The organism is Kibdelosporangium aridum (genome assembly GCF_900176515.1).
Classification (GTDB): domain Bacteria; phylum Actinomycetota; class Actinomycetes; order Mycobacteriales; family Pseudonocardiaceae; genus Kibdelosporangium; species Kibdelosporangium aridum.
The window spans coordinates 127,878-145,881 of the sequence record NZ_FWXV01000004.1 but is presented as its reverse complement, the minus strand read 5'-3'; the positions used below and the strand labels follow the sequence as shown (position 1 = coordinate 145,881).

The 18,004-nt window shown below is 65.2% G+C and carries 21 protein-coding genes; 4 read left to right on the top strand and 17 right to left on the bottom strand.

The annotated features are described in order from the left end of the window. Positions 1 to 4 precede the first annotated feature (4 nt). The 9 genes from B9C43_RS24445 to B9C43_RS24405 all read right to left on the bottom strand — a co-directional run bounded on the left by B9C43_RS24445 (position 5) and on the right by B9C43_RS24405 (position 6,047). Positions 5 to 304 carry a hypothetical protein gene (locus tag B9C43_RS24445; protein WP_084429414.1) on the bottom strand — a complete coding sequence of 100 codons (300 nt, stop codon included), beginning with the start codon at positions 302 to 304 and terminating at the stop codon, positions 5 to 7. 185 nt (positions 305 to 489) lie between these two features. Then, positions 490 to 2,712 (bottom strand): hypothetical protein, encoded by a 2,223-nt coding sequence (locus tag B9C43_RS24440; RefSeq protein ID WP_200825679.1) that lies wholly within the window; start codon positions 2,710 to 2,712, stop codon positions 490 to 492. Beyond that, positions 2,709 to 3,719 (bottom strand): ABC transporter permease, encoded by a 1,011-nt coding sequence (locus B9C43_RS24435; protein WP_235038811.1) that lies wholly within the window; start codon positions 3,717 to 3,719, stop codon positions 2,709 to 2,711. Before B9C43_RS24435 ends, B9C43_RS24440 begins: the two co-directional genes overlap by 4 nt. Before the next feature lie 6 nt (positions 3,720 to 3,725). Then, positions 3,726 to 4,025 (bottom strand): hypothetical protein, encoded by a 300-nt coding sequence (locus tag B9C43_RS24430; protein ID WP_084429412.1) that lies wholly within the window; start codon positions 4,023 to 4,025, stop codon positions 3,726 to 3,728. Positions 4,026 to 4,315: 290 nt separating this feature from the next. After that, positions 4,316 to 4,552, bottom strand: coding sequence for a hypothetical protein (locus B9C43_RS24420; protein ID WP_084429408.1), 237 nt, complete (start codon positions 4,550 to 4,552; stop codon positions 4,316 to 4,318). Positions 4,553 to 4,576: 24 nt separating this feature from the next. Next, complete coding sequence (locus B9C43_RS24415) at positions 4,577 to 5,011, bottom strand: RRQRL motif-containing zinc-binding protein (protein WP_200825678.1); 435 nt, start codon at positions 5,009 to 5,011, stop codon at positions 4,577 to 4,579. Continuing rightward, positions 5,011 to 5,247 (bottom strand): hypothetical protein, encoded by a 237-nt coding sequence (locus B9C43_RS24410; RefSeq protein ID WP_084429406.1) that lies wholly within the window; start codon positions 5,245 to 5,247, stop codon positions 5,011 to 5,013. Before B9C43_RS24410 ends, B9C43_RS24415 begins: the two co-directional genes overlap by 1 nt. 95 nt (positions 5,248 to 5,342) lie before the next feature. Continuing rightward, entirely contained in the window at positions 5,343 to 5,516 is a 174-nt protein-coding gene (locus B9C43_RS56820) for a hypothetical protein (protein ID WP_160096668.1), read from the bottom strand. A gap of 333 nt (positions 5,517 to 5,849) precedes the next feature. After that, positions 5,850 to 6,047: a hypothetical protein gene (locus B9C43_RS24405; protein WP_084429405.1), complete on the bottom strand. Its 198-nt coding sequence runs from the start codon at positions 6,045 to 6,047 to the stop codon at positions 5,850 to 5,852. A 194-nt stretch (positions 6,048 to 6,241) separates the two neighbouring features. On the opposite strand from B9C43_RS24405, the gene B9C43_RS24400 reads away from it, so the two are divergent. Next, positions 6,242 to 6,907, top strand: a complete 666-nt coding sequence (locus tag B9C43_RS24400; RefSeq protein ID WP_084429820.1) for a GntR family transcriptional regulator — start codon at positions 6,242 to 6,244, stop codon at positions 6,905 to 6,907. 64 nt (positions 6,908 to 6,971) lie between these two features. On the opposite strand, the gene B9C43_RS24395 is transcribed toward B9C43_RS24400, so the two are convergent. Continuing rightward, a complete protein-coding gene (locus B9C43_RS24395) occupies positions 6,972 to 7,808 on the bottom strand; it encodes a hypothetical protein (protein ID WP_084429395.1) in 837 nt (278 codons plus the stop codon). Between the two features lie 55 nt (positions 7,809 to 7,863). On the opposite strand from B9C43_RS24395, the gene B9C43_RS24390 reads away from it, so the two are divergent. Further along, the gene (locus tag B9C43_RS24390) at positions 7,864 to 8,091 is read left to right on the top strand and encodes a winged helix-turn-helix domain-containing protein (RefSeq protein ID WP_235038810.1); all 228 of its coding nucleotides are present in this window, start codon (positions 7,864 to 7,866) and stop codon (positions 8,089 to 8,091) included. Positions 8,092 to 8,597: 506 nt separating this feature from the next. Here the strand turns inward: B9C43_RS24390 and B9C43_RS24385 are convergent. The 5 genes from B9C43_RS24385 to B9C43_RS24365 all read right to left on the bottom strand — a co-directional run bounded on the left by B9C43_RS24385 (position 8,598) and on the right by B9C43_RS24365 (position 15,032). Further along, entirely contained in the window at positions 8,598 to 9,506 is a 909-nt protein-coding gene (locus B9C43_RS24385) for an aminoglycoside phosphotransferase family protein (protein ID WP_235038809.1), read from the bottom strand. A 151-nt stretch (positions 9,507 to 9,657) separates the two neighbouring features. Then, positions 9,658 to 10,086, bottom strand: a complete 429-nt coding sequence (locus B9C43_RS24380) for a hypothetical protein (protein ID WP_033383355.1) — start codon at positions 10,084 to 10,086, stop codon at positions 9,658 to 9,660. Between the two features lie 116 nt (positions 10,087 to 10,202). After that, positions 10,203 to 12,968 (bottom strand): AfsR/SARP family transcriptional regulator, encoded by a 2,766-nt coding sequence (locus B9C43_RS24375; protein ID WP_084429393.1) that lies wholly within the window; start codon positions 12,966 to 12,968, stop codon positions 10,203 to 10,205. A 128-nt stretch (positions 12,969 to 13,096) separates the two neighbouring features. Beyond that, entirely contained in the window at positions 13,097 to 13,414 is a 318-nt protein-coding gene (locus B9C43_RS24370; protein WP_033383352.1) for a hypothetical protein, read from the bottom strand. 181 nt (positions 13,415 to 13,595) lie between these two features. After that, the gene (locus B9C43_RS24365; RefSeq protein WP_084429391.1) at positions 13,596 to 15,032 is read right to left on the bottom strand and encodes an MFS transporter; all 1,437 of its coding nucleotides are present in this window, start codon (positions 15,030 to 15,032) and stop codon (positions 13,596 to 13,598) included. A 101-nt stretch (positions 15,033 to 15,133) separates the two neighbouring features. On the opposite strand from B9C43_RS24365, the gene B9C43_RS24360 reads away from it, so the two are divergent. Together B9C43_RS24360 and B9C43_RS24355 are read left to right on the top strand one after the other, a co-directional pair. Next, positions 15,134 to 15,766, top strand: coding sequence for a TetR/AcrR family transcriptional regulator (locus tag B9C43_RS24360; RefSeq protein WP_235038808.1), 633 nt, complete (start codon positions 15,134 to 15,136; stop codon positions 15,764 to 15,766). A gap of 56 nt (positions 15,767 to 15,822) precedes the next feature. After that, complete coding sequence (locus tag B9C43_RS24355) at positions 15,823 to 16,782, top strand: YdcF family protein (protein ID WP_051895443.1); 960 nt, start codon at positions 15,823 to 15,825, stop codon at positions 16,780 to 16,782. Here B9C43_RS24355 and B9C43_RS24350 read toward each other — a convergent pair. Continuing rightward, on the bottom strand, positions 16,759 to 17,169 hold the full coding sequence (locus B9C43_RS24350) for a TIGR03618 family F420-dependent PPOX class oxidoreductase (protein ID WP_380144689.1): 411 nt from the start codon (positions 17,167 to 17,169) through the stop codon (positions 16,759 to 16,761). The two genes, B9C43_RS24355 and B9C43_RS24350, sit on opposite strands and share 24 nt — an antisense overlap. A 181-nt stretch (positions 17,170 to 17,350) precedes the next feature. Continuing rightward, the gene (locus B9C43_RS24345) at positions 17,351 to 17,893 is read right to left on the bottom strand and encodes a F0F1 ATP synthase subunit B (RefSeq protein ID WP_084429385.1); all 543 of its coding nucleotides are present in this window, start codon (positions 17,891 to 17,893) and stop codon (positions 17,351 to 17,353) included. Positions 17,894 to 18,004 lie beyond the last annotated feature (111 nt).

Sequence of the window (18,004 nt, the reverse complement as noted above, 5' to 3'; positions counted from 1 at the left end):
GTGGTCAGGTGCCGTCACGCCAGTCGCGGTGTCGGCCGTGGCGGCGGTGGGAGTCACGTAGCCGGTTGAGGAGGTGACGACCGGCCCGGACGCGGTAGCCGGTGCCGTCGCATCGGGTGCAGCGCGTGGCCCGGCGGCGTAGCGGGTGGCGGTGGCGGCAGCGGGTGAACGGACGCAGCCAGCACACGGTCAGGTAGCCCAGCGTGGTGATCACCAGGGCGAGAAGGCCGACAGCGACCAGCCCACTCAGGGCGCTACTGTAGGTAGCGGTTATCGGGATGGTGGTAGCGGCGTGGATAGGCACAAGAGGCCTCCATGGGCGGGTTTCAGGGCAAGCGGGGGTGTGGCCGCTACCCGCTACCTGCGGAAATACGGCCTGATCAGGTGATGTGTGGTGGGTAGCGGGAGGGGGTAGCGCAGCCGCTACCGGTAGCGGAGCAGCCGCTACCCACCGGCGACCGCCCCGCCCTTCCCGCCGGTTACGGTGGGTTACTTTTCTGTGTCGCGGCGGGTGGCCGCGGCGGTCACGTCGGCGGCCTTGGCGCCCTTGAGCACCTGGCCGTCCCACTTGACGTTCACGCTGGGCACCCCGAGCCCGCGCAGCTGCGCGCTGATCGCGTCGGCGGTCAGGTCGGCGTAGTGCTCCGACATCGACTCCGCCATGCGGGACGCCAGGATCTGCCACGGCAGCCGGGTGTCGGTGCCGAACGCGGTCCGTGCGTCGGCCAGCACGTCCCGCACCTGCCGCTCGATCTCCTCACCCGCGGCCATGCCGGTGAGCGTGCCGACCCGTTCCCGGTGTGCCCGGGCGGCGATCAGGATCTTTTCCGCGTCGGCGTGGTCGGCCAGGAACGTCCGCACCGTAGGGGTTTCATCGGATTGCCCGTAGAGCAAGCCCACACCCAGGTACTCCTTGCCGACCGGAAGGCTGGACGCGTCATAACCTTCGGCGTACGCGTCGCCACCCAGGACGGCCTCGCTGACCAGACGATTGCCGCACTTGAGCGCGAAGCGCACGGCGTGGTTGTCGCGGTAGCGGTTGAACAACCGGCCCACGTCGCCCGCGCCGACCCCGGACGGTTTCTGGGAGCTGGACAGGATGCACACCCCGGCGGACGGTCCCACGGCCTGGATGCGGGACAGTTTCGCGGCGATCTGCTTGTTCACGTCCTGGTCTTCGGTCTCGAAATAGACCTGGAACTCTTCCATCACCAGCACAACCACCCGCAGGTCCGGGTAGCGCGGGTCCCGGGCCAGTTCTTCGGTGAGCTTGCCCTCCGGGCACACCGTGACCGGCAACGTCGCCAGAACCTGATTGACCTTCTCGATGTGGTCGAGGATCTCGTCCAGCACCGCGAGCAAGTTCTCTACCGGGTTGTCGTCGTTGGGGTTGGGGTGGGTGCCGAACACGATCCGGTGGGCCACCAAGCGGAACTTGGCCCAGTCCGGCGAGTTCTTACCGTCCACAATGAACAGCTTGACGTACGGGTCCAGCGCGGCGTGCAACGCGATCAACCGTGCGGAGAACGTCTTTCCCTTGCGTGGCTGGGCACCGACCAGCACCGACACCCACATCAGGACGAGCTCGACCAGGGCGCCGCGTTCGTCCTTGCCGAACCGGACCGGCCGCCAGATGCTGCGGGGCTTGCAGTCCAGCATGTCCGTACGCCCGGCCGGGATGGCCAGCGGGTCCTGGTCGGCCACGAACAACGTGTGCCGCCGGGTCGAGGACCGGTCCGGGGTAAGGAACACCTGGTTGACGTGCACGTCCAAACCGGACGCGAGCTTTTCCTTGGCGTTCATCACATCCGACCAGCCCTTGCCCCACGGCAGGTCAATCACGACCTGGGAACCGATGTTGCGCGCGTCGCGTGCCATCGGAGACCCGAACTGGATCTGTTGGTCCGGCTTGCTCGGATGCCCGAGTCCGGCCGCGTAGTAGGCACGCAGCACGATGTCCGCGTTGAGCTTGCGGAACCGCGGCGCCACGGTGGCCGTGCCGAGCACGGTCTGCCCGGCCGGGCGGCCGTAGCGGGCCAACGCCACCACAGCCCCGGCCACCCCGACCGTCAGCCAGAACGAGGGCAGCGCGGACCACAGCAACGGACCACCGATCAGCACCGCGGCGGCTTCGACGGCCAGGACACACCCGCGCCAGGCTCGGGTGGCCTTGATCTGCCGGTGAATCCGTTCCCACTCCAGCAGTTGCTTGGTGTCGGCGGCGTGCTGTTCCAGCGTGAACGAGTTGCGCACCCACCACCACCGCACCTGACCGGCCAACAGCCGGACCAGGCCGCGGGTGGCGAACGCGGCCGCTTTCAGCGTGTACCAGGGAGATCGGACCGCGTGGTACCGGGAGATGTGCCACGCCCGGCCCCCGAGACGCGCAAGCGTCGCCTTGAGGTTTTCCGGGCGCAGCTGCGGCGGGATGATCGGCCGTGCGGTCCCGGCCGCCGGGCCGGACGCGACCACCACGGCCGGTGTTGTGGTGTCCACTAGGGTCGGCGGCCCGGCCGGGGGCTGTTCGTCCAGCTCGATCTCATAGGCGGTGTCCGCGCCCGCGGTGACTACCTCACCGTCCACCACCATCGGCGGCGGGTCCTGCGGACGGCCGGTGGTTTCCGTTGCGCCGCGAGGGAAATTGATGACTTGGGCGTCGTCACGGGGCTGGTCGGGGCCCGGTGTGGACACGCCGGTTTCGGTGGTGGTCACTGGTTCCCCTCCTCATGCATCAGGTGCAACAGGGCGGCGCCGCACCCCAGGACAACAACGGGCAGGCTGGACACGAACGTGGTGATCTGCCACGGGGCAGTGGTGATCCCGGCGGCGGACATCAGGTGGTACGCGACCTGTCCGGCCATGCCCAGCGCGAGCGAGCCCAGCGCGGACCACATCGCGAAGGCCCGGGTCCGGGCAGAGCGGGTTTTGCTGGACAGCCACACGCTCATCGCGAATGCGGCATACGCCTCGACACCGATCGGCAACGTGATGGCCGAGTTGATAACCAGCTCGTCCCAGATGCCCGGCAACAGCACGATCGGACCGAACCCGGTCATCCGACCCAGACCCACCCAGCCGCCCCAGATCGACACGAACGCAGGCAGGGCCAGCAACACCAGCGGCCACCGCCGAAACGTGCGCACCGGTCCCGTATCGGCGGCCGGAGCGCCCTGTGGCGCAGGCTGTGCCGTATCCGGGTCTGCGACCGGCGTGACCTGCGGCACTTCGGCAACCGTCGGGCGTTCGGTGACCTGTGCGGTCTCGCTGGCCGTCCACCCGGGCGACATCACGGAGTGAATCCGGGTGGCGATGTCGCGGTCGGTGAGCTCGAACCGGGCCAGGATCTCGTCCACCGACGGATACCGGCCCAACTCCGTCGCCCACTGGCCAATCCGGGCGGTCAGGTCGCGCACGGCCACCGGGTCCAGACCCGCCGGGTCCGGCGTGTCCGAGTCCGGGATCGTCTCGTCCGTGGGTTGGGAGACCGAACGTAGCGGCCGGGTCTGCCGGTCAGCATGCTCCGGTGGCTGCGCTGGCTCGGCCGGTGGCCCGTCGGCAAGCGCTTCGCGGACCATGGACGCTTTCCGCGCGCCCACCTTGAACTCGCGCATGATCTGGTTACGGGACGGAACCTCACCCAGTTCGGCCACACGCTCACGAACCCGCGGCAACAAGTCCTCAACCGACGGCGGGTACGCACTTCCAGTGCTTACGGTCATCGCTGGTCACCCCACACAGATGCAGTCGTCGGGCACGGGGTCCGGGTCGGTCAGCACCGGACAGTTGCTCACATGCGACCCGTTGAGCACCCCGAGCGGGTCGAACGGGTCGACTGGACTCGCGGCCGGTTCGATGTCCGCGCTGTCCGGGCAGTACGGGCAGGCATCACGCGTCGGCCCGCCATGGGCCACGTGCGCGCGGTACTCGGGGTCAGTGTCAATACAGCGGCCACAATGGACACCGTGGGCGTGTTGGCATGTGCGCGGGGTGTCAAACCGCGCGGTCACCTTGACGGTGGCTACCATGAGCTTCTCCTGGCTAGAAAGTGTGGGTTGGGAGACCCGGCCCGGCGGGCACGTTCTTGGCGGGATGGACCGCCGGGCCGGGGCAGAGCTACCGGGCAAGTTGCTTCCTGATCCGCCTGCAAGCGGGGCATTCGGTGGCAAACCAGCTCGCCCTCTCCGGCTTCGTGAGCACCAGGCCGCATGCCGTGGTGACGGTGCCGTGCCACCAGCTTTTCTCGACGGCCCAATGCTTGTATCCGCTGGACATGCTCAAATTCCCTTCATGGGTTCGAAGTAAGGGCTGGAAAAGCTCACCCATCAATCGTCAACGTGGCGGTACTACCGGCGACGTCAGAGATCGCGATGGTGAGCAGTCGCAACGCGGCGGTTCGGGCTTCTGCGGCGGCTTCGCGCGCCTCATCGGTGTTCAGCTCGGACTCCATCGCGTCGGCCATGTCCATCAGCCAGGCCACGCGCTGTGAACACGGGTCGATGTCGCGGGGACGGATGCTTAGCAAGTCGGCAAGGACGGAGGTCTTCTTGGCCATGGTGATCAGGTGTCCTTTCTGGACCTACGCAGCGGTCTGTGCTGCCTTGGTGGTTTCGCTGGTTTCCAGGCATGCGAAGCACATGCCAACAGACGGGTAGATCACGTAGAGCACGTCGCGATGGCATTCGGGACAGGTTCGCCGGGCGAGGTTGGCCTTGTTCAGTGCGTGCCACTTCGCCGGAGTCATCGGACGAACCGGTTTGGCTTTAGCGATCAGGTACAGGTTCGCGAAGACCTTCCCGCCTGCTTTCCGGCTATAGAAGTACAAAATGGCGACGGGGTCCTGACCACCTGGTCGCAACCCTTGGCGCCGCAACTGTCGCCTGGTCGCCAGGATCGCGCGGTCCGCAAGTCCCTTGGACAGCAACGGCAACCCGTCATGCTTGCCCCGGGTCAATAGCTGCGCTTCCGACCACGGCACATCAGCCCAGACCCACGGGTATTGCCTCCTGCCCATCACGCGGCCTCTTCGCCATCCGGCCCGATGTGCAGGGGACGAGACACCGGGAGCGTGCGCACCGTGCCGGTGATCGTGCGGCGCTCCACTCGCCGCGTCCAGCGACGCGCCGCCGGGCCGTCCAACAAGGCGGAGGTCGGTTCCGCGGCGGCCTCGTCGATCGTGTCGAACGCTTCCGCGATCAAGGCGTCGATGATGTCGCGGGTCAAACCATCCGGGAAGTGGTTGCTGTACATCGGAAATACGCTCCTGACAGGTAGGTGTGAGTCGGGAAAGGAACGGCCCGGCGGGCACGTTCGTGGTCGGATGGACCGCCGGGCCGGGGAAGTCGCTACTTGTTCTTGCGCTGCAACCGGCGGCCGTGCTGGACCGCGTCACGGACAAGGTGCAGGTCCTCGAAGTCCAACCCGGCGCGGATCGCGTTGCGCGCGTCTGACGGAAGGTTGTCCCAGAGCGCTGCGGTCACCATGGCGGCCTGGTCGTCGGTCAGCTCGTCATCAGCCATGAGTTGTCCTTTCTGGAGAGTCAGCCTCGTTAGACGTTTGCCGTTGGTTCCCGAACCTTCGCGTCATCCCGGACAAGTCGACAGGCAACGCGAAGGAACGGCACCCAACGGTGCGGCGGCAGCCTTCTTCGATGGCTAAGCGCCCCAACGGTTTCCCAACGTGAGGGGGTCATCGCGCGGCAGGCTGCCCTAACTGGCGTCTATCCACTGTGGAGTTATTCAAAGAGCAAGAGCGCAGCCAAAAGACACCCAGCAAAGCGAAAGGGGGATTTCAGCGGCCCGAACAATCAGGGCGAGACATCCGGTAACCCGGACACAAACTCAGGAGAGAGATCAGCGGGTGATGTTCAGGTTCGAAAAGAACTCGCCGAACCCGTTCCACACGGTCGACACGAAGTCAGCCGCGCCAACCGGGTCCTTGATGACCCAGAACACGACAGCACCAAGAACCAGCAACGTGATCAGCTTCCGCCGACCACCGCCTGACTTAGCGAGACGCACTTTCGGCATCGCGGTCTTGGTCCTGGCCATTTGAACCCCTCCAAGTCTCTGACGCTTCTGGCCCGTCTGGGTTGATGACGTCAACGTATCCGAAGTTACGTATACGCACAAGCCCTTGCGTATACGTAGTTACGAACCCGCAGGTCATCCTGCGTATACGAAGCTGGTAGACTCGGGTCGCGCAGCACGGACAAGCCGCGCGCACAGTGGAAGGGATCAGCTTCATGGCAGACCCGGCGTACGTCACCATCGCGGGCGAGTACGCGCGAAAGATCCGCGGCGGTGAACTACCTCCAGGTGTCCAGCTACCGAGCTATGCGGAGCTTGCAACGCGTCACGGCGTATCCGATGCCGTTGTGCGGAAGTTTCTGGACCTACTTCAGGGGCAAGGGCTCATTCGGAAGGTGCCGCGGCGGGGTATTTTCGTCGCGGACCGCCCTAATCTGATTCACATCTCACCTGAACGTCAGATGGAAAGCCCGGAAACGACGTTTGGTAACGAATCTGGTCAGGCAATCAAAGTCGACCGTGTTTCAGGGCTTGTGCGCGCAAACGACGAAATCGCGGGAATTCTCGACGTTGCGCCCGGCGATGCAATCTCGCATGTCGTCACACGGGCGTCAGAAGACGGGCGACCGATATCAATCTCGGACACCTATCAACCCATGGATGTAACAGGCATAGAGGATGCGACCGATCTAGAACACAAGTACGCGGACAAAATTCCAGTCCCAGCACATGCCGAATGGCTAAAGACCCCATCGGGCGAACTCGTTAAAACCATTCATCAGCGGTTTATCACGGCAGATGGTCGAGTGATCATGGTGTCTGATGTGTCGTACCCATGGAACCGTTATGAAGCGTTCGTTTGTCGGATGAAACTTCGCTGACATTTTGCTAAAAGGTCGACGTATGTGAGCCTGGTTGCACGCCCGGTGCGGGCCGCAACCGGGCTCACTTCTTTATCCAGCCTTGAGCGGAGTCGCCCAAGTTCCACCACGATACGTACTTTTCGTCCGCGGACTCTAGGCTCCACCGGGCGGACAGATCCTCGAAAAAGGCGTCATCACCGGTCTTGCCGCCCTGTGGCTCCCCAATGAACACGACCCGCTCACCACCTGCGTCAGCGAAGGTCGCAAGGGCCTCCGAAGCCATCGTTGCGCCCCAACCGGGGGGCCAGCAAAGGAGTAGGACGAAATCCACCGAGGCGGCAAGCCGTTGTGCGTATTCCTGCACGGTGCCTACAGTGCTCCAAACGTCTTTCTGGCCGGACGTCGCAGGGAAAGAGACGTTGTCCGCCTTGTCGGGCGGTTCGGAGTCGTAGGCGTCAATCACAATTCCGGCATGGCTCAATTGCGCCGCCCAGTACCCCCGGCCAGCGCCCAATTCCACTACTGGCTTACCATCACAGAACTGACACACCCAATCGAGTGTTTCTGGTGATGGGATCGCGTATGCGTACATCGCCTGGAGCAACATCTGCGCATAGGCAAGCCGCGGACTGCCGTTGGCACTACCGCCGTTTACGACGCGGCGTCCATCTTGCTCGGATACAGAAGGCGCGACGATGTCCCAGTACGGGTTTTGACTGTGCTCCACACCGCCGGTCGCGTAATGGACGAACCTCAGATCAAAAGCGGCGTCTGCTACGTCGTCACCAGTACCCCGCAAAGAAGGGGCCGCGTCGAGATATTCGGCCACTTTCGGATACTCGGCATGAAGACGTTGGTCGTCATCTAGTAGTGCCGCCAGTTCGCTGCGACGCTCTTCGGTCAGTACGAGGTTGGCCACGTGCCCAATTCTTGCACGTCGAACAAGCGTTCTATCCGGGGTAAGATGCCTCGCCGTGGTGTTGCCTCGCGCCTTGTACGAACGAGTCGCCGACGACCTCGCGGCCCGGATCACGTTTGGGGACATTCCCCCTGGTACTTGGCTGCCAGGCGAGCGGGACCTTGCTCGGGAGTACGCCGTCTCGCCTCAAACCGTTCACAAGGCCGTCGGCCTGCTCTTCGAGTGGCGCTTGGTCCGGACGGTGCGAACCAAGGGGGCACTCGTCCTTTCACTGCACGAGTGATGTCGGTCAGCTTCACCCAGCGCTCCCCGCACTGCCCCAGCCCACCCAGAAGCCGCCACGCCCAGATGCCTCGCCTGCCTGATTGCGGAGGTAGTGAACGTCGCGACGGGGCTGCCTGACCGAAGACGCCTAGGAGGTGGCTTGGCGGCTCGTCCCTGCCCTCTGTGGCGAATACGTGGCGACTGCCTGCGCCAGGACGATGTCTCCGCGCCATCATCGCTGGTCACCGCCTTGCCACGCTTCGGCCGGTGACCGGTTTCCTAAACCGTGTGTCGCAGGTTCGATTCCTGCCGGGGGCACTCGTCTTTCACCGGGCGAAACGGCCCTCTACCAGCGGAAACGCCGGTAGAGGGCCGCTAACATGTTGTCCGGTCTTGTTCGGTTCGGACAGACGGAACAAGGGTTCACCACAAATACGCCGCACACGCACTACGCAGCGGCTACCGCGTGGCCTCCTGAATGAGCTGTTGGGCGGCCTTCTCCGTTTCGTGTAGGCACTTGGCGGGTCAGTTTGTGGTCAGTGCGCGTTCGAGTGCGGCTTGGCCTGCTGGTTCCCACGTCGGTTTGCCTCCGGGCAGGCCGAGCCTGCCGTTGCGTCCGATGCTGAGCAGGTTCAGCGATCGCAGGACCGCCCAGCCGCGAGCCCGTGCGATCGTGGCGTCGTCGGCGTTTTCGTAGGCGTCGAAGAACCGGCTCGCTGAGCCTGTGGGCAGCAGGATCCAGGCGGCTGACAGGTCGGTTGCGGGATCGCCTGCGCACATCTCGCCGAAGTCGATCACTCCGGAGAGTGTTCCGTTCCGCACGACGACGTTCGCTGGGTGCAGATCGCCGTGCAGCCACGTCGGTGCCCCGGCCCACGTGGGCGCCGCGACGGCCTTCTCCCAGATCTCTCGGGCGGCGTCAGCGTTCGCGTCGTCGGCTATGACCTTCAACGAGTTGGTGAAACCGTCTTGCACCTTGGCCAGCGGGATACCGCGGGTTGGGTTGGCTGGGGCTTCCGCGGGTGCCTGTTGATGCAGGGCTTTCAGAAAACCTGCGAGGGTCTCGGCCGCGTCAGTGCTGGTGATCGGCGTGTAGTCCGCCGGCTCGCCGTGAACCCAGCGCGTGATCGTCCACGTGTGCTGGAACAGGGCCGAGGGTTCGCCGATGCGCACGGCAGTGGGCGTCGGCAGCGGCAGGCGCTCCGCGAGGACGGGCAGCCACTTCTGCTCGGTGCGCAGTAGATCGGGGGCGCGTTCGGTGCGCGGCAGGCGCACGCCCAGTTCCGCCCCGAGACGCCACTGCTGGTTGTCCCAGCCACCGTTCACTTCACGCAGTTCGAGGTCTGCGAGATCCGGATGCTGTTCCCGCAGCAGTGCTCGTACCAGGTCCTGCTCGAACCTGAACCCGTCCACGGATGCGCCTTCGACCGCCACGCCAGCACGCTAACGCGTGCATGCTTCTGCCCTTGCTGGTGGGGCACTCGTCTTCACTGCGCGAAACGGCCCCCTACCAGCGAATGGACTGGCAGAGGGCCGCTTGGCGCTAAGGCGCGAGGACTAACCGGTCATGGCGTTGAGAAATCGCTCAGAAGTCTGGGTCGAGAAACGATCCCCAGGTGTAGTCGGTCGATTTCGTGAGTCCCCACAGGCCGTCGAGGTGAAATCCGGGGTTCCCCTGTCGGTATAGCTCCGTCTGATGGCGGTAGTCCCAGCCGTCCGCCCCGTCGATCGGATACAGGCAATCCCGCCACGTGTAGTTACCGGCGGGGATGCGCATGGTGGTGCCGACACCGGTGTATTTGCCTAGGAACTGGCGCCATTCGTACGTGCCATTGGCCAGGTAGATGCTGCGTTGCATGCACGACGCCGGCGCTGAGCCTGGGGGGTCTGCGGAAAGGTACTGGCGCTTGGAGTTGTACGCGGTTTCGGCGGCGACTGCGCTGCCTTGTGTGCCGAGCACGGCCGTGACGATCGCCAGGACAGAGACGATCGCCAGCCGTAGGAGTTTCGTCATGATCCTTCCGTTCTTTCGGCTTGTGCACCTTGAAAGACACCAAGGAGATGTCGATTCCGACGCTAGCGACCCACCCTGGGAGCGGTCCCCAAATGATGTACCGCGGACCCGAACGTCTACTGTGGATTTGCCAATCGGGCCTGGATCTCCACGGACAGGAACCGGTCGTCTGTGCGGGACAACGCTTCTTCCCATGCGGCACGGGCGCTGTCACGATCTCCCAACGCGGCATAGGCATCGCCTAGGCCGCGCAGGCTTCTGACCAATCCCATGTCGTGGTTGGTCGAGCGGCATATTTCGGCGGCGTGCCCGTAGTACGAGACCGCAGTGGTGTAGTCGCCGACTTCGTGGCGGCCGTCGGCGGCTTGCGCCCATGCCACCGACTCCCCCACGATGTCCTGCGCCACCTTGCACGTCTCGATGGCCTCCCATTGCAGGGCAAACGCCCGCTCTGGCGCTCCCATCCGGTACAGACACGTCCCCATGCCCAGGCGTGCGTTCGCCAGCCCCCGTGGTTCGTCCAACTCGAGGTAGAGCTCGGCAGCCTTCTCGTAGAACGCATAGGCTTTGGGGTAGTCGCCTGACGTGGCGTGTCCCAGACCGGACAGCACGTCGCCCATGTTGCGCAGGATGTGTGCTTTTTCCGTTGTCCCGCCGAGGTCTTCGATCAGGTCGGCGGCGAGTTTCAAGTAGCGCAAGGCGTTCTCGCTGTCGCCGGCGTGGTGATATCCACCGGCGAGTCCTCGGGCGGTACGGGCTTCGGCCGCCACGTCCCCGGCCGCCTTCGCTGCCTCGAGCCCTGCGTGCAGGGTGGCCACCCACGACGGGAACCGCCCTTGGCTCTGGAAGAACAACAACATCGCCAGCGCGAGTCGCCAGGCTTGTTCGTAGAAGCCAACCTCGAGGGCGTTCTTCACGACGTTCTCCAGCACGTGCCGTTCCGTGGCGAACCACTTCGTCGCATCTGCCGTACTGGTAGGCGTTTCCGGACCGTCCACACGGGTATTGGTCAGGAACACGTCCGCGATCGGCCACAATGGCGCCATTGTGCTCATGTTGGTACAGCTGACCAGGTAGTGGTCGACCATTCGGCGAACCGCGGCGTCGCGGTCCGCGGGGTCGTCCATCTCGTGGCTCAGTTCCATCGCGTAGACGCGCACCAGGTCGTGGAACTCGAACCGGCCAGGAACATGTTCTGTCAGCAGCCGGGTCTTGGTCAGCTCGGACAGCGCGTCCCGCGTCGAACTCGGCGTCATGCCCGCCATGCTCGCGCTCGCCGCGACCGAAACGTCCGGCCCCCAATGCAATGCCAGCAACCGGAACATCCGCGCGGCATCCGCGCTGAGCGTCCGGTACGACGCACCGAACACCGCGCGCAGATCGACCGCCGCGTCACCGTCGCGGCTGAACGCGTCGAGACTGGCCGAGGCGCCGGTCAACTCGCGGGCGATCGTGCTCAACGGCAAACCTGGATGCATCGCGGCCCTGGCACCGATGATGGCCAGCGCCAATGGAAGGCGTGCGCACATGGTGACGATCTGGTCGACGGCGCGCGGCTCCAGTTCACCGCGGTCATCGCCGAGCCGGGCGGCCACCATGGCACGGGCTTCCTCGGCCGGCATCGGTTCCAGGATGAACGGGTTCGCCCCGACTTGGGCGATCACACTCGTCAGCCGGTTGCGGCTGGTCACCACGGTCAGGCACGTGGCCGAACCGGGCAGCAACGGCATCACCTGCGCGCCGTCCCGTGCGTTGTCCAGCACCACGAGAATTCGCTTGCCCCGCAACAGGCTTCGGTACAGCGCAGCCATGTCGTCCAGACGTTGCGGGATACGGTTGCCGGGGACGCCAAGCGCGTACAGGAAGTGCCGCAACGCCTCCTCGGGAGCGGTCGTGACACCACCGGGATCGAAACCGCGCAGGTTGACGAAGAGCTGGCCATCCGGAAACCGAGGAGCCAGTTCGTGCGCGAGCCGGATGGCCATCGTCGTCTTGCCGACACCGGCCATCCCCTCGATCAACGCCACCGAAATGGATCCGGCAGCCACGAGCATCCGTTCGAGGTCGGCCTCCCGGCCACTGAACGTCCGCAGATCGCTGGGCAACTGGGCCGGTCTCGCCACCGCAAGGGACGGGTGCTGACGGTGGACTTTCTGCTGGGCGGCACGCAGGTCCGGCCCTGGGTCGACGCCGAGTTCGTCAGCCAGCCGCTGCGTGATCTCCTCGTACACGGTGAGCGCCTCGGACTGTCTGCCGACGGCCGCGAGCAACACCATCAATCGCGCGTACAGAACCTCGTTCAACGGATCGTACGGCGCGATCCGCCTGAACTCAGGCAGAATCTCCGCCGCCATGTGGTTCGCCAGCGCTACATCGGCCGCCTCGACCAGTGCCGCCAGGCACTCCTGGTCCACTCCGGCATAGAGCGCATCCGCCTTCGTATCAAGGCGTTCACTCGATGCGCAGCGGCCACGCCACAGGCCCAGCGCTTGCACGAACAACCTGACGGCCTCGCGTCCGTCCGCGGCGCGCGCCTGTTCTATCAGCGCACGAAACCGCGTGATGTCAGCGGACTCGCTGTCCACGTGGAGCCGGTAGGCGCCGCCACTGCGGAGAATCCACTGCCCTTCGGCGCGCGGCGGCAGCTCCGGTTCGAGCAGTCTTCGCAGCTGGCCGACATACCGATGGATCACGTTCACCGCACTGCGCGGCGCCTTGTCCGGCCACAACGCGTCGACAAGATCACTGACCAGCACCGGTTGCCCGGCGTTCACGAGCAACATCGCCAGGACAGCACGCTGTTGCCGTGGGCCCAGTGCCAGCTGCGCACCGTTGAGCCGCACGCGAAGCGGCCCTAGTACCGCGAACCGGACCTCGGGCACCGGTCATCCTTCCGCCAGGACACATAGCCCTTCAACCATACGAGCAGGTCAGCGAAAGTGCGCACGGGGCAAAGCGCTCGAGGTGAACCAAATCAGAAATTGACTACGGCGATATTCACGGTCACCGATCAGAGCCAGTCAATGCGATATCCGGCAACATGCGGCATACCGATAAGGCCACGGCACTGCGCCTCGGACGATTCGAAACCGGTGTACGCAATCGTCCCGTGGTCGTTCCACGAGCTGATCCCGGCCTCGCAGTGTGCGATGACCCGGAATCTGTCCGACGGACCGAATTCACAGAACACGGCAACGCCTTCGCCGTTGCCCAAACCGAAGTAGTGCGCGTCGCATCGCGGCGGCTTGACCGGCGACGCGACGGCACTGCCCGCGAAAGCTGATACGGAAAACACCACTGCCGCGGCAAGCGCGATGAACCTTCGCACGATCTTTCCTTTCCTTGGCGGACACTGGAGAAGGTACGCGGATATGCCGTGGCAGAGCAATTAACCGGCCGGGTGGCGCGATATCACGGAAGGTCACCGATTAACCCTGACGATGGACGACCTGTCGCCCGATTCGTTCAGCGCGTTGACCGGGGCTGGAAATCCCATTAAAGGCCGCGCATCACCGACGAGGGGTACCGGCGACGCTGAGGGACGGCGCGACGGCGGGATCGGCCCGTCGGGCGGGGATGAACGCGGCAATGGCCAGCGCGGCGAGTGCAGTGGCGCTGCCGATCCCCATGATCAGACGGAACCCGTTCTGCGACGGCACTTCCAGCTGTCCGAACGAGATGGTCAGGTGCGCGAGGATCACACCGGACACCGCACTGGAGACCGACGTACCGATGGATCGCATCAAGGTGTTGAGGCTGTTGGCCGCCGCGGTCTCGGAAACCGGCACCGCCCCCATGATCAACGCGGGCATCGCGCCGTAGCCAAGACCGATACCGCCACCGACCAAGGCCGAGATGAGCACAAGCTGCCAGATCTCGGACATCATCACGACTCCGAGGCCGTAAGAGACACCGACGACCAAGGCGCCGACCATCAACGTGACCTTGGGGCCATACATCCGGGAGATACGCGCGGATACCGGCGCGGTCGCCATCATCACCAAGCCGGACGGAACCAGCACGAGCCCGGTGGCCAGCATGGACTGCCCCAAGCCGTAACCGGTCTGCACCGGCAGCTGCAGGATCTGCGGCAATACCAACGACATCGCGAACATCGAGAAGGCGAACACGATGGATGTCAGGTTCGTCAGCAGGACCTGACGCCGGGCGGTAGTGCGCAGGTCCACAAGTGGTTGCCGCATGCGCAATTCGAACCAGCCCCACACCAGCAACACCACAGCCGCGGCGCCGAACAGCGCGAACGTCACCCCGGCTGGCCAGTCAGCGCCTTTGGAGATCCCGAGCAACAAGCAGACCAATGCCACGGACAGCCCCACCGCTCCGATGAGGTCGAACCGCCCACCGGTCCGCACGCTCGACTCGGGCACGAAAGCCAGCACCAGAGCGAAAACCACGACACCAAGGCCTGCGGACGTCCAGAACAGCACATGCCAGTCCGTGTACTCGGCCAGCAAGGCCGCCGCGGGCAGGCCAAGAGCACCGCCGACACCAAGGGAAGCGCTCATCACGGCCGTCGCCGAGCCGAGGCGTTCCGCTGGTAATTCGTCACGCATGATGCTGATGCCCAACGGAATCACGGCCGCCGCAGCGCCTTGCAGGGCACGGCCGACCACCATAGGCAGCACAGTGTCGGACAACCCGGCGATGACCGACCCGATGATCAGCAGCGCCACGCTGAACAGCAGCATGCGGCGCTTGCCGTACATGTCGCCGAGCCGCCCCACGACGGGCGTCGCGACCGCACCGGCGAGCAGCGTCGAGGTGATCACCCATGACGTGTCGGCAGCGGATGCGTTGAGCAGCTTCGGCAGCACCGGCAGCAGCGGGATCACCAGGGTCTGCATCAGCGAGACGACCACGCCGCCCGCCGCGAGCACCGGCACGACGATGGATGTCCGCGGCGCGACCGCGGGAAGTTGGGACATTCGGAAAGCCTCCGTCTCGGCGTATGCTCCCGATCATATGTTAAGTCAGTCGACTGACTTAACATCGAGAGAATAAGCTCACCTGCGGGATGGTGGTGATCATGAGAGCGTCACGGGCCAGCGCGACTCGCGAACTGATCCTGACGGCAGCGGAACGGCTGTTCGCCGAGCACGGGGTGTTCGCCGTGTCCAACCGCCAGGTCAGCGAGGCGGCCGAGCAGGGCAACAACACAGCCGTCGGCTACCACTTCGGCACCAAGGCCGACCTGGTGCGGGCGATCGCACGCAAGCATTCCGTGCAGATCGAGGAGATCCGCCAGCGGATGGTCGCCGAGGCCGGCGCCGACGCCGACCTCAGGGCGTGGCTCGCCTGCCTGATCCGCCCGACCACCGAGCACCTGGCAGATCTGGGCAATCCGACCTGGTACGGCCGGTTCGCCGCGCAGGTGACGACCGATCCGACGCTGCGGCAGATCATGTACGAGGAGTCGCGCTCGTCGCCGTCGCTCGTCCGGATCTCCGCCGCGATCAACGGCTTGCTCCCCGACATGCCCGACGAGGTCAGGGCCGAACGCCGGGACATGTCCAGGCTGCTGATCGTGCACATGGTCGCCGAGCGGGAACGCGCGCTGGCCGACGGTACGCCGACGCCGCGGTCCAGCTGGCAGGACACGGCTGACGGGATGATCGACGCGCTCGCCGGGCTCTGGCTCGCGCCGGTCAGCACCCGCTGACGACACATTCTCGCCGCCCCGCCGGTGAATAGTCCGATATGGACTAGGGTGCCCGCGTGTCCTGGTTGATCGCCCTGATCCCCGCAGTGATGTTCGTCCGAGGGTTCCGGCGCGACCGGCGCAGAGTGTCCAACGCCATGTGGCTTGGTGTGACGCTGGTGTTCTCGGCGTTGGGCAGCACGTCGCCGCTCGCCGGCTGGACGTTCGCGTTGGCGCTGCTCGGCATCGGCGTGGTGCTGCCGATCGCGTTGATCTTCAACGGCCTTGAGATGCTGCAACGAGAGCGCAGGACCCTGGCCAACCTGCTGTCGTTCATCGCGGGAATCGCGATCGTCGTCGTCGACATCTCGTTCATCGTGGTCGCCGCAGGCGGCATCGGCCCGATCCAGACCGTGCTCGGCATCGGCGTCCTGCTCGCCGGGTACGTCGGCTTCTTCTGCACCAGCGTGCTGCTCTACTCGATCCTGTACGGACTGTTCATGCGGGGCACGCAGTTCTCCGCGTTGATCGTGCTCGGGTCGCGCGTGATCGGCGATCGGGTACCGAAACTGCTGGCCAGCAGGCTCGACAAGGCGGCAGCGATCCACGCTCGCCAGGAACCGAAACCGGTTCTGGTGATGTCCGGCGGCCAAGGGCCGGACGAGCAGGTCGCCGAGGCCACGGCGATGCGGAACTATCTTGTCCAAAAAGGACTGCCGGAGAGCGGGATCCTGGTCGAGGACAAGTCGACCACGACCGAGGAGAACCTGCGCTACAGCATGGAACTGCTCAAGAACAACAACGTCCAGGGCACGGTTGCCGCGGTGACCAACAACTATCACGCGTTCCGCGCCGCGGTGACCGCGCGGAGGCTTGGCATGCCCGTCGAGGCGATCGGCGCGCCCACCGCGAACTACTTCCTGCCGAGTGCGTTCCTGCGTGAGGTCATCGCGCTGATGCGGGAGAACAAGATCGCACACGCCATCCTCTGCGGCACGATGATCAGCCTGTACCTACTGCTCGTCTACATGGCCTGACACGTTGCCGAGCACGCGGTTGACAGTTATCTGGAGAACGACGCGCTTCGGGTTGACCCGAGGAACGCGGTAACGCTCGGCGTAGCGCCGCTCGGCTTCACGGACCGACTCGGCGTCATCCAGGAGCACGGCTGCGCCTTCGATGGTGGACCAACGACGACCGTCGAGCTGGCAAAGCGCTGCAGGCAAACCGGATGCGCCGGCCGCCCGGATACGACGTGCTTTGACCGAGTCCCCTGAGGTGATGACTCGGACGATTCCCGCAGGGATGTCCAGAGTCGCACCCACGGGGACGACGTGTGGCGTGCCGTCCGTCCGGATCGTGGTGAAGGTGCAGAGGTGGCGTTCCCGCCAGAAAGCGGCGAGGTCACTGCGTGGGTCGATCACGGCCGGACGGTACCTGACCGTGAAGAGCCTCGAGAAGTCCGCTTCGGCGGTCATCCCTTTGGCCTGCGCGCCCGTACTCGGAACCCGCGTCCGGCGTGCCGGGGCACGACACGTCGCGCTGAGGCACCCGCTGGCATTGGGCGGCGACCATCGTTCATCCGGGCTATCGCCAGGAACTCATTCACCCGCGTTCAGCCAGAAAACGGTCGATTGTGCCGCGACGGCGGGCGTCGGCTTCGACATCCGCGGCTGATTCGCCGAGCACCCGGCTGGCCAGTTCGACAGCGATCCGGGAGACCTCCGGGCCGAGCTCCGCCTTGACCTGGACCCGCTGAGTCTCCAGGTCGGCACGGGTCTCCATGATCAGCTGGTCGGCCTCGGCCTTCGCCTGGGCGCGCACCTCGGCCAGCACCTGGTTGCCCTCGGCGCGGGCCTCGTCGCGGATGCGGGCGGCCTCGGCCTGTGCGGCGTGGATCTGCTCCTGGTAGTTCTCCAACGCCTGCTGCGCCTGCGCCTGCAGCGACTCGGCTTCGTCGATCCGGCCCTCGATGCGGTTCTGCCGCTCGGTGTAGAGCTTCTCGAACCGCGGCACGACGACCTTGGCGATGAACACGTACAGGATGATGAACAGCGCGATGCCGAGCGGGACCTCCACGGGCAACGTGCTGGGGAAGACTGGGCTTTCCTTGCTCGGGTCCACAGCTTGGGCGGTGAAGTCGAACATCGGCGCTCCCCCTCGTCGTCGGTGTGGCCGTCACCTTACTTGGTCGGGATCTCGGCCCATTTGGCGATCATGCCTGCCATCTGCCGCAGCACGTCGACGACCACTTTCCGC

What these genes read in the sequence shown, in the direction of transcription:
- B9C43_RS24415 (WP_200825678.1), bottom strand. Translation starts at nt 5,011, where the DNA reads ATGGGCAGGAGGCAATACCCGTGGGTCTGGGCTGATGTGCCGTGGTCG.
- B9C43_RS24430 (WP_084429412.1), bottom strand. Translation starts at nt 4,025, where the DNA reads ATGGTAGCCACCGTCAAGGTGACCGCGCGGTTTGACACCCCGCGCACA.
- B9C43_RS56820 (WP_160096668.1), bottom strand. Translation starts at nt 5,516, where the DNA reads ATGGCTGATGACGAGCTGACCGACGACCAGGCCGCCATGGTGACCGCA.
- B9C43_RS24365 (WP_084429391.1), bottom strand. Translation starts at nt 15,032, where the DNA reads ATGTCCCAACTTCCCGCGGTCGCGCCGCGGACATCCATCGTCGTGCCG.
- B9C43_RS24410 (WP_084429406.1), bottom strand. Translation starts at nt 5,247, where the DNA reads ATGTACAGCAACCACTTCCCGGATGGTTTGACCCGCGACATCATCGAC.
- B9C43_RS24405 (WP_084429405.1), bottom strand. Translation starts at nt 6,047, where the DNA reads ATGGCCAGGACCAAGACCGCGATGCCGAAAGTGCGTCTCGCTAAGTCA.
- B9C43_RS24380 (WP_033383355.1), bottom strand. Translation starts at nt 10,086, where the DNA reads ATGACGAAACTCCTACGGCTGGCGATCGTCTCTGTCCTGGCGATCGTC.
- B9C43_RS24420 (WP_084429408.1), bottom strand. Translation starts at nt 4,552, where the DNA reads ATGGCCAAGAAGACCTCCGTCCTTGCCGACTTGCTAAGCATCCGTCCC.
- B9C43_RS24360 (WP_235038808.1), top strand. Translation starts at nt 15,134, where the DNA reads ATGAGAGCGTCACGGGCCAGCGCGACTCGCGAACTGATCCTGACGGCA.
- B9C43_RS24345 (WP_084429385.1), bottom strand. Translation starts at nt 17,893, where the DNA reads ATGTTCGACTTCACCGCCCAAGCTGTGGACCCGAGCAAGGAAAGCCCA.
- B9C43_RS24400 (WP_084429820.1), top strand. Translation starts at nt 6,242, where the DNA reads ATGGCAGACCCGGCGTACGTCACCATCGCGGGCGAGTACGCGCGAAAG.
- B9C43_RS24435 (WP_235038811.1), bottom strand. Translation starts at nt 3,719, where the DNA reads ATGACCGTAAGCACTGGAAGTGCGTACCCGCCGTCGGTTGAGGACTTG.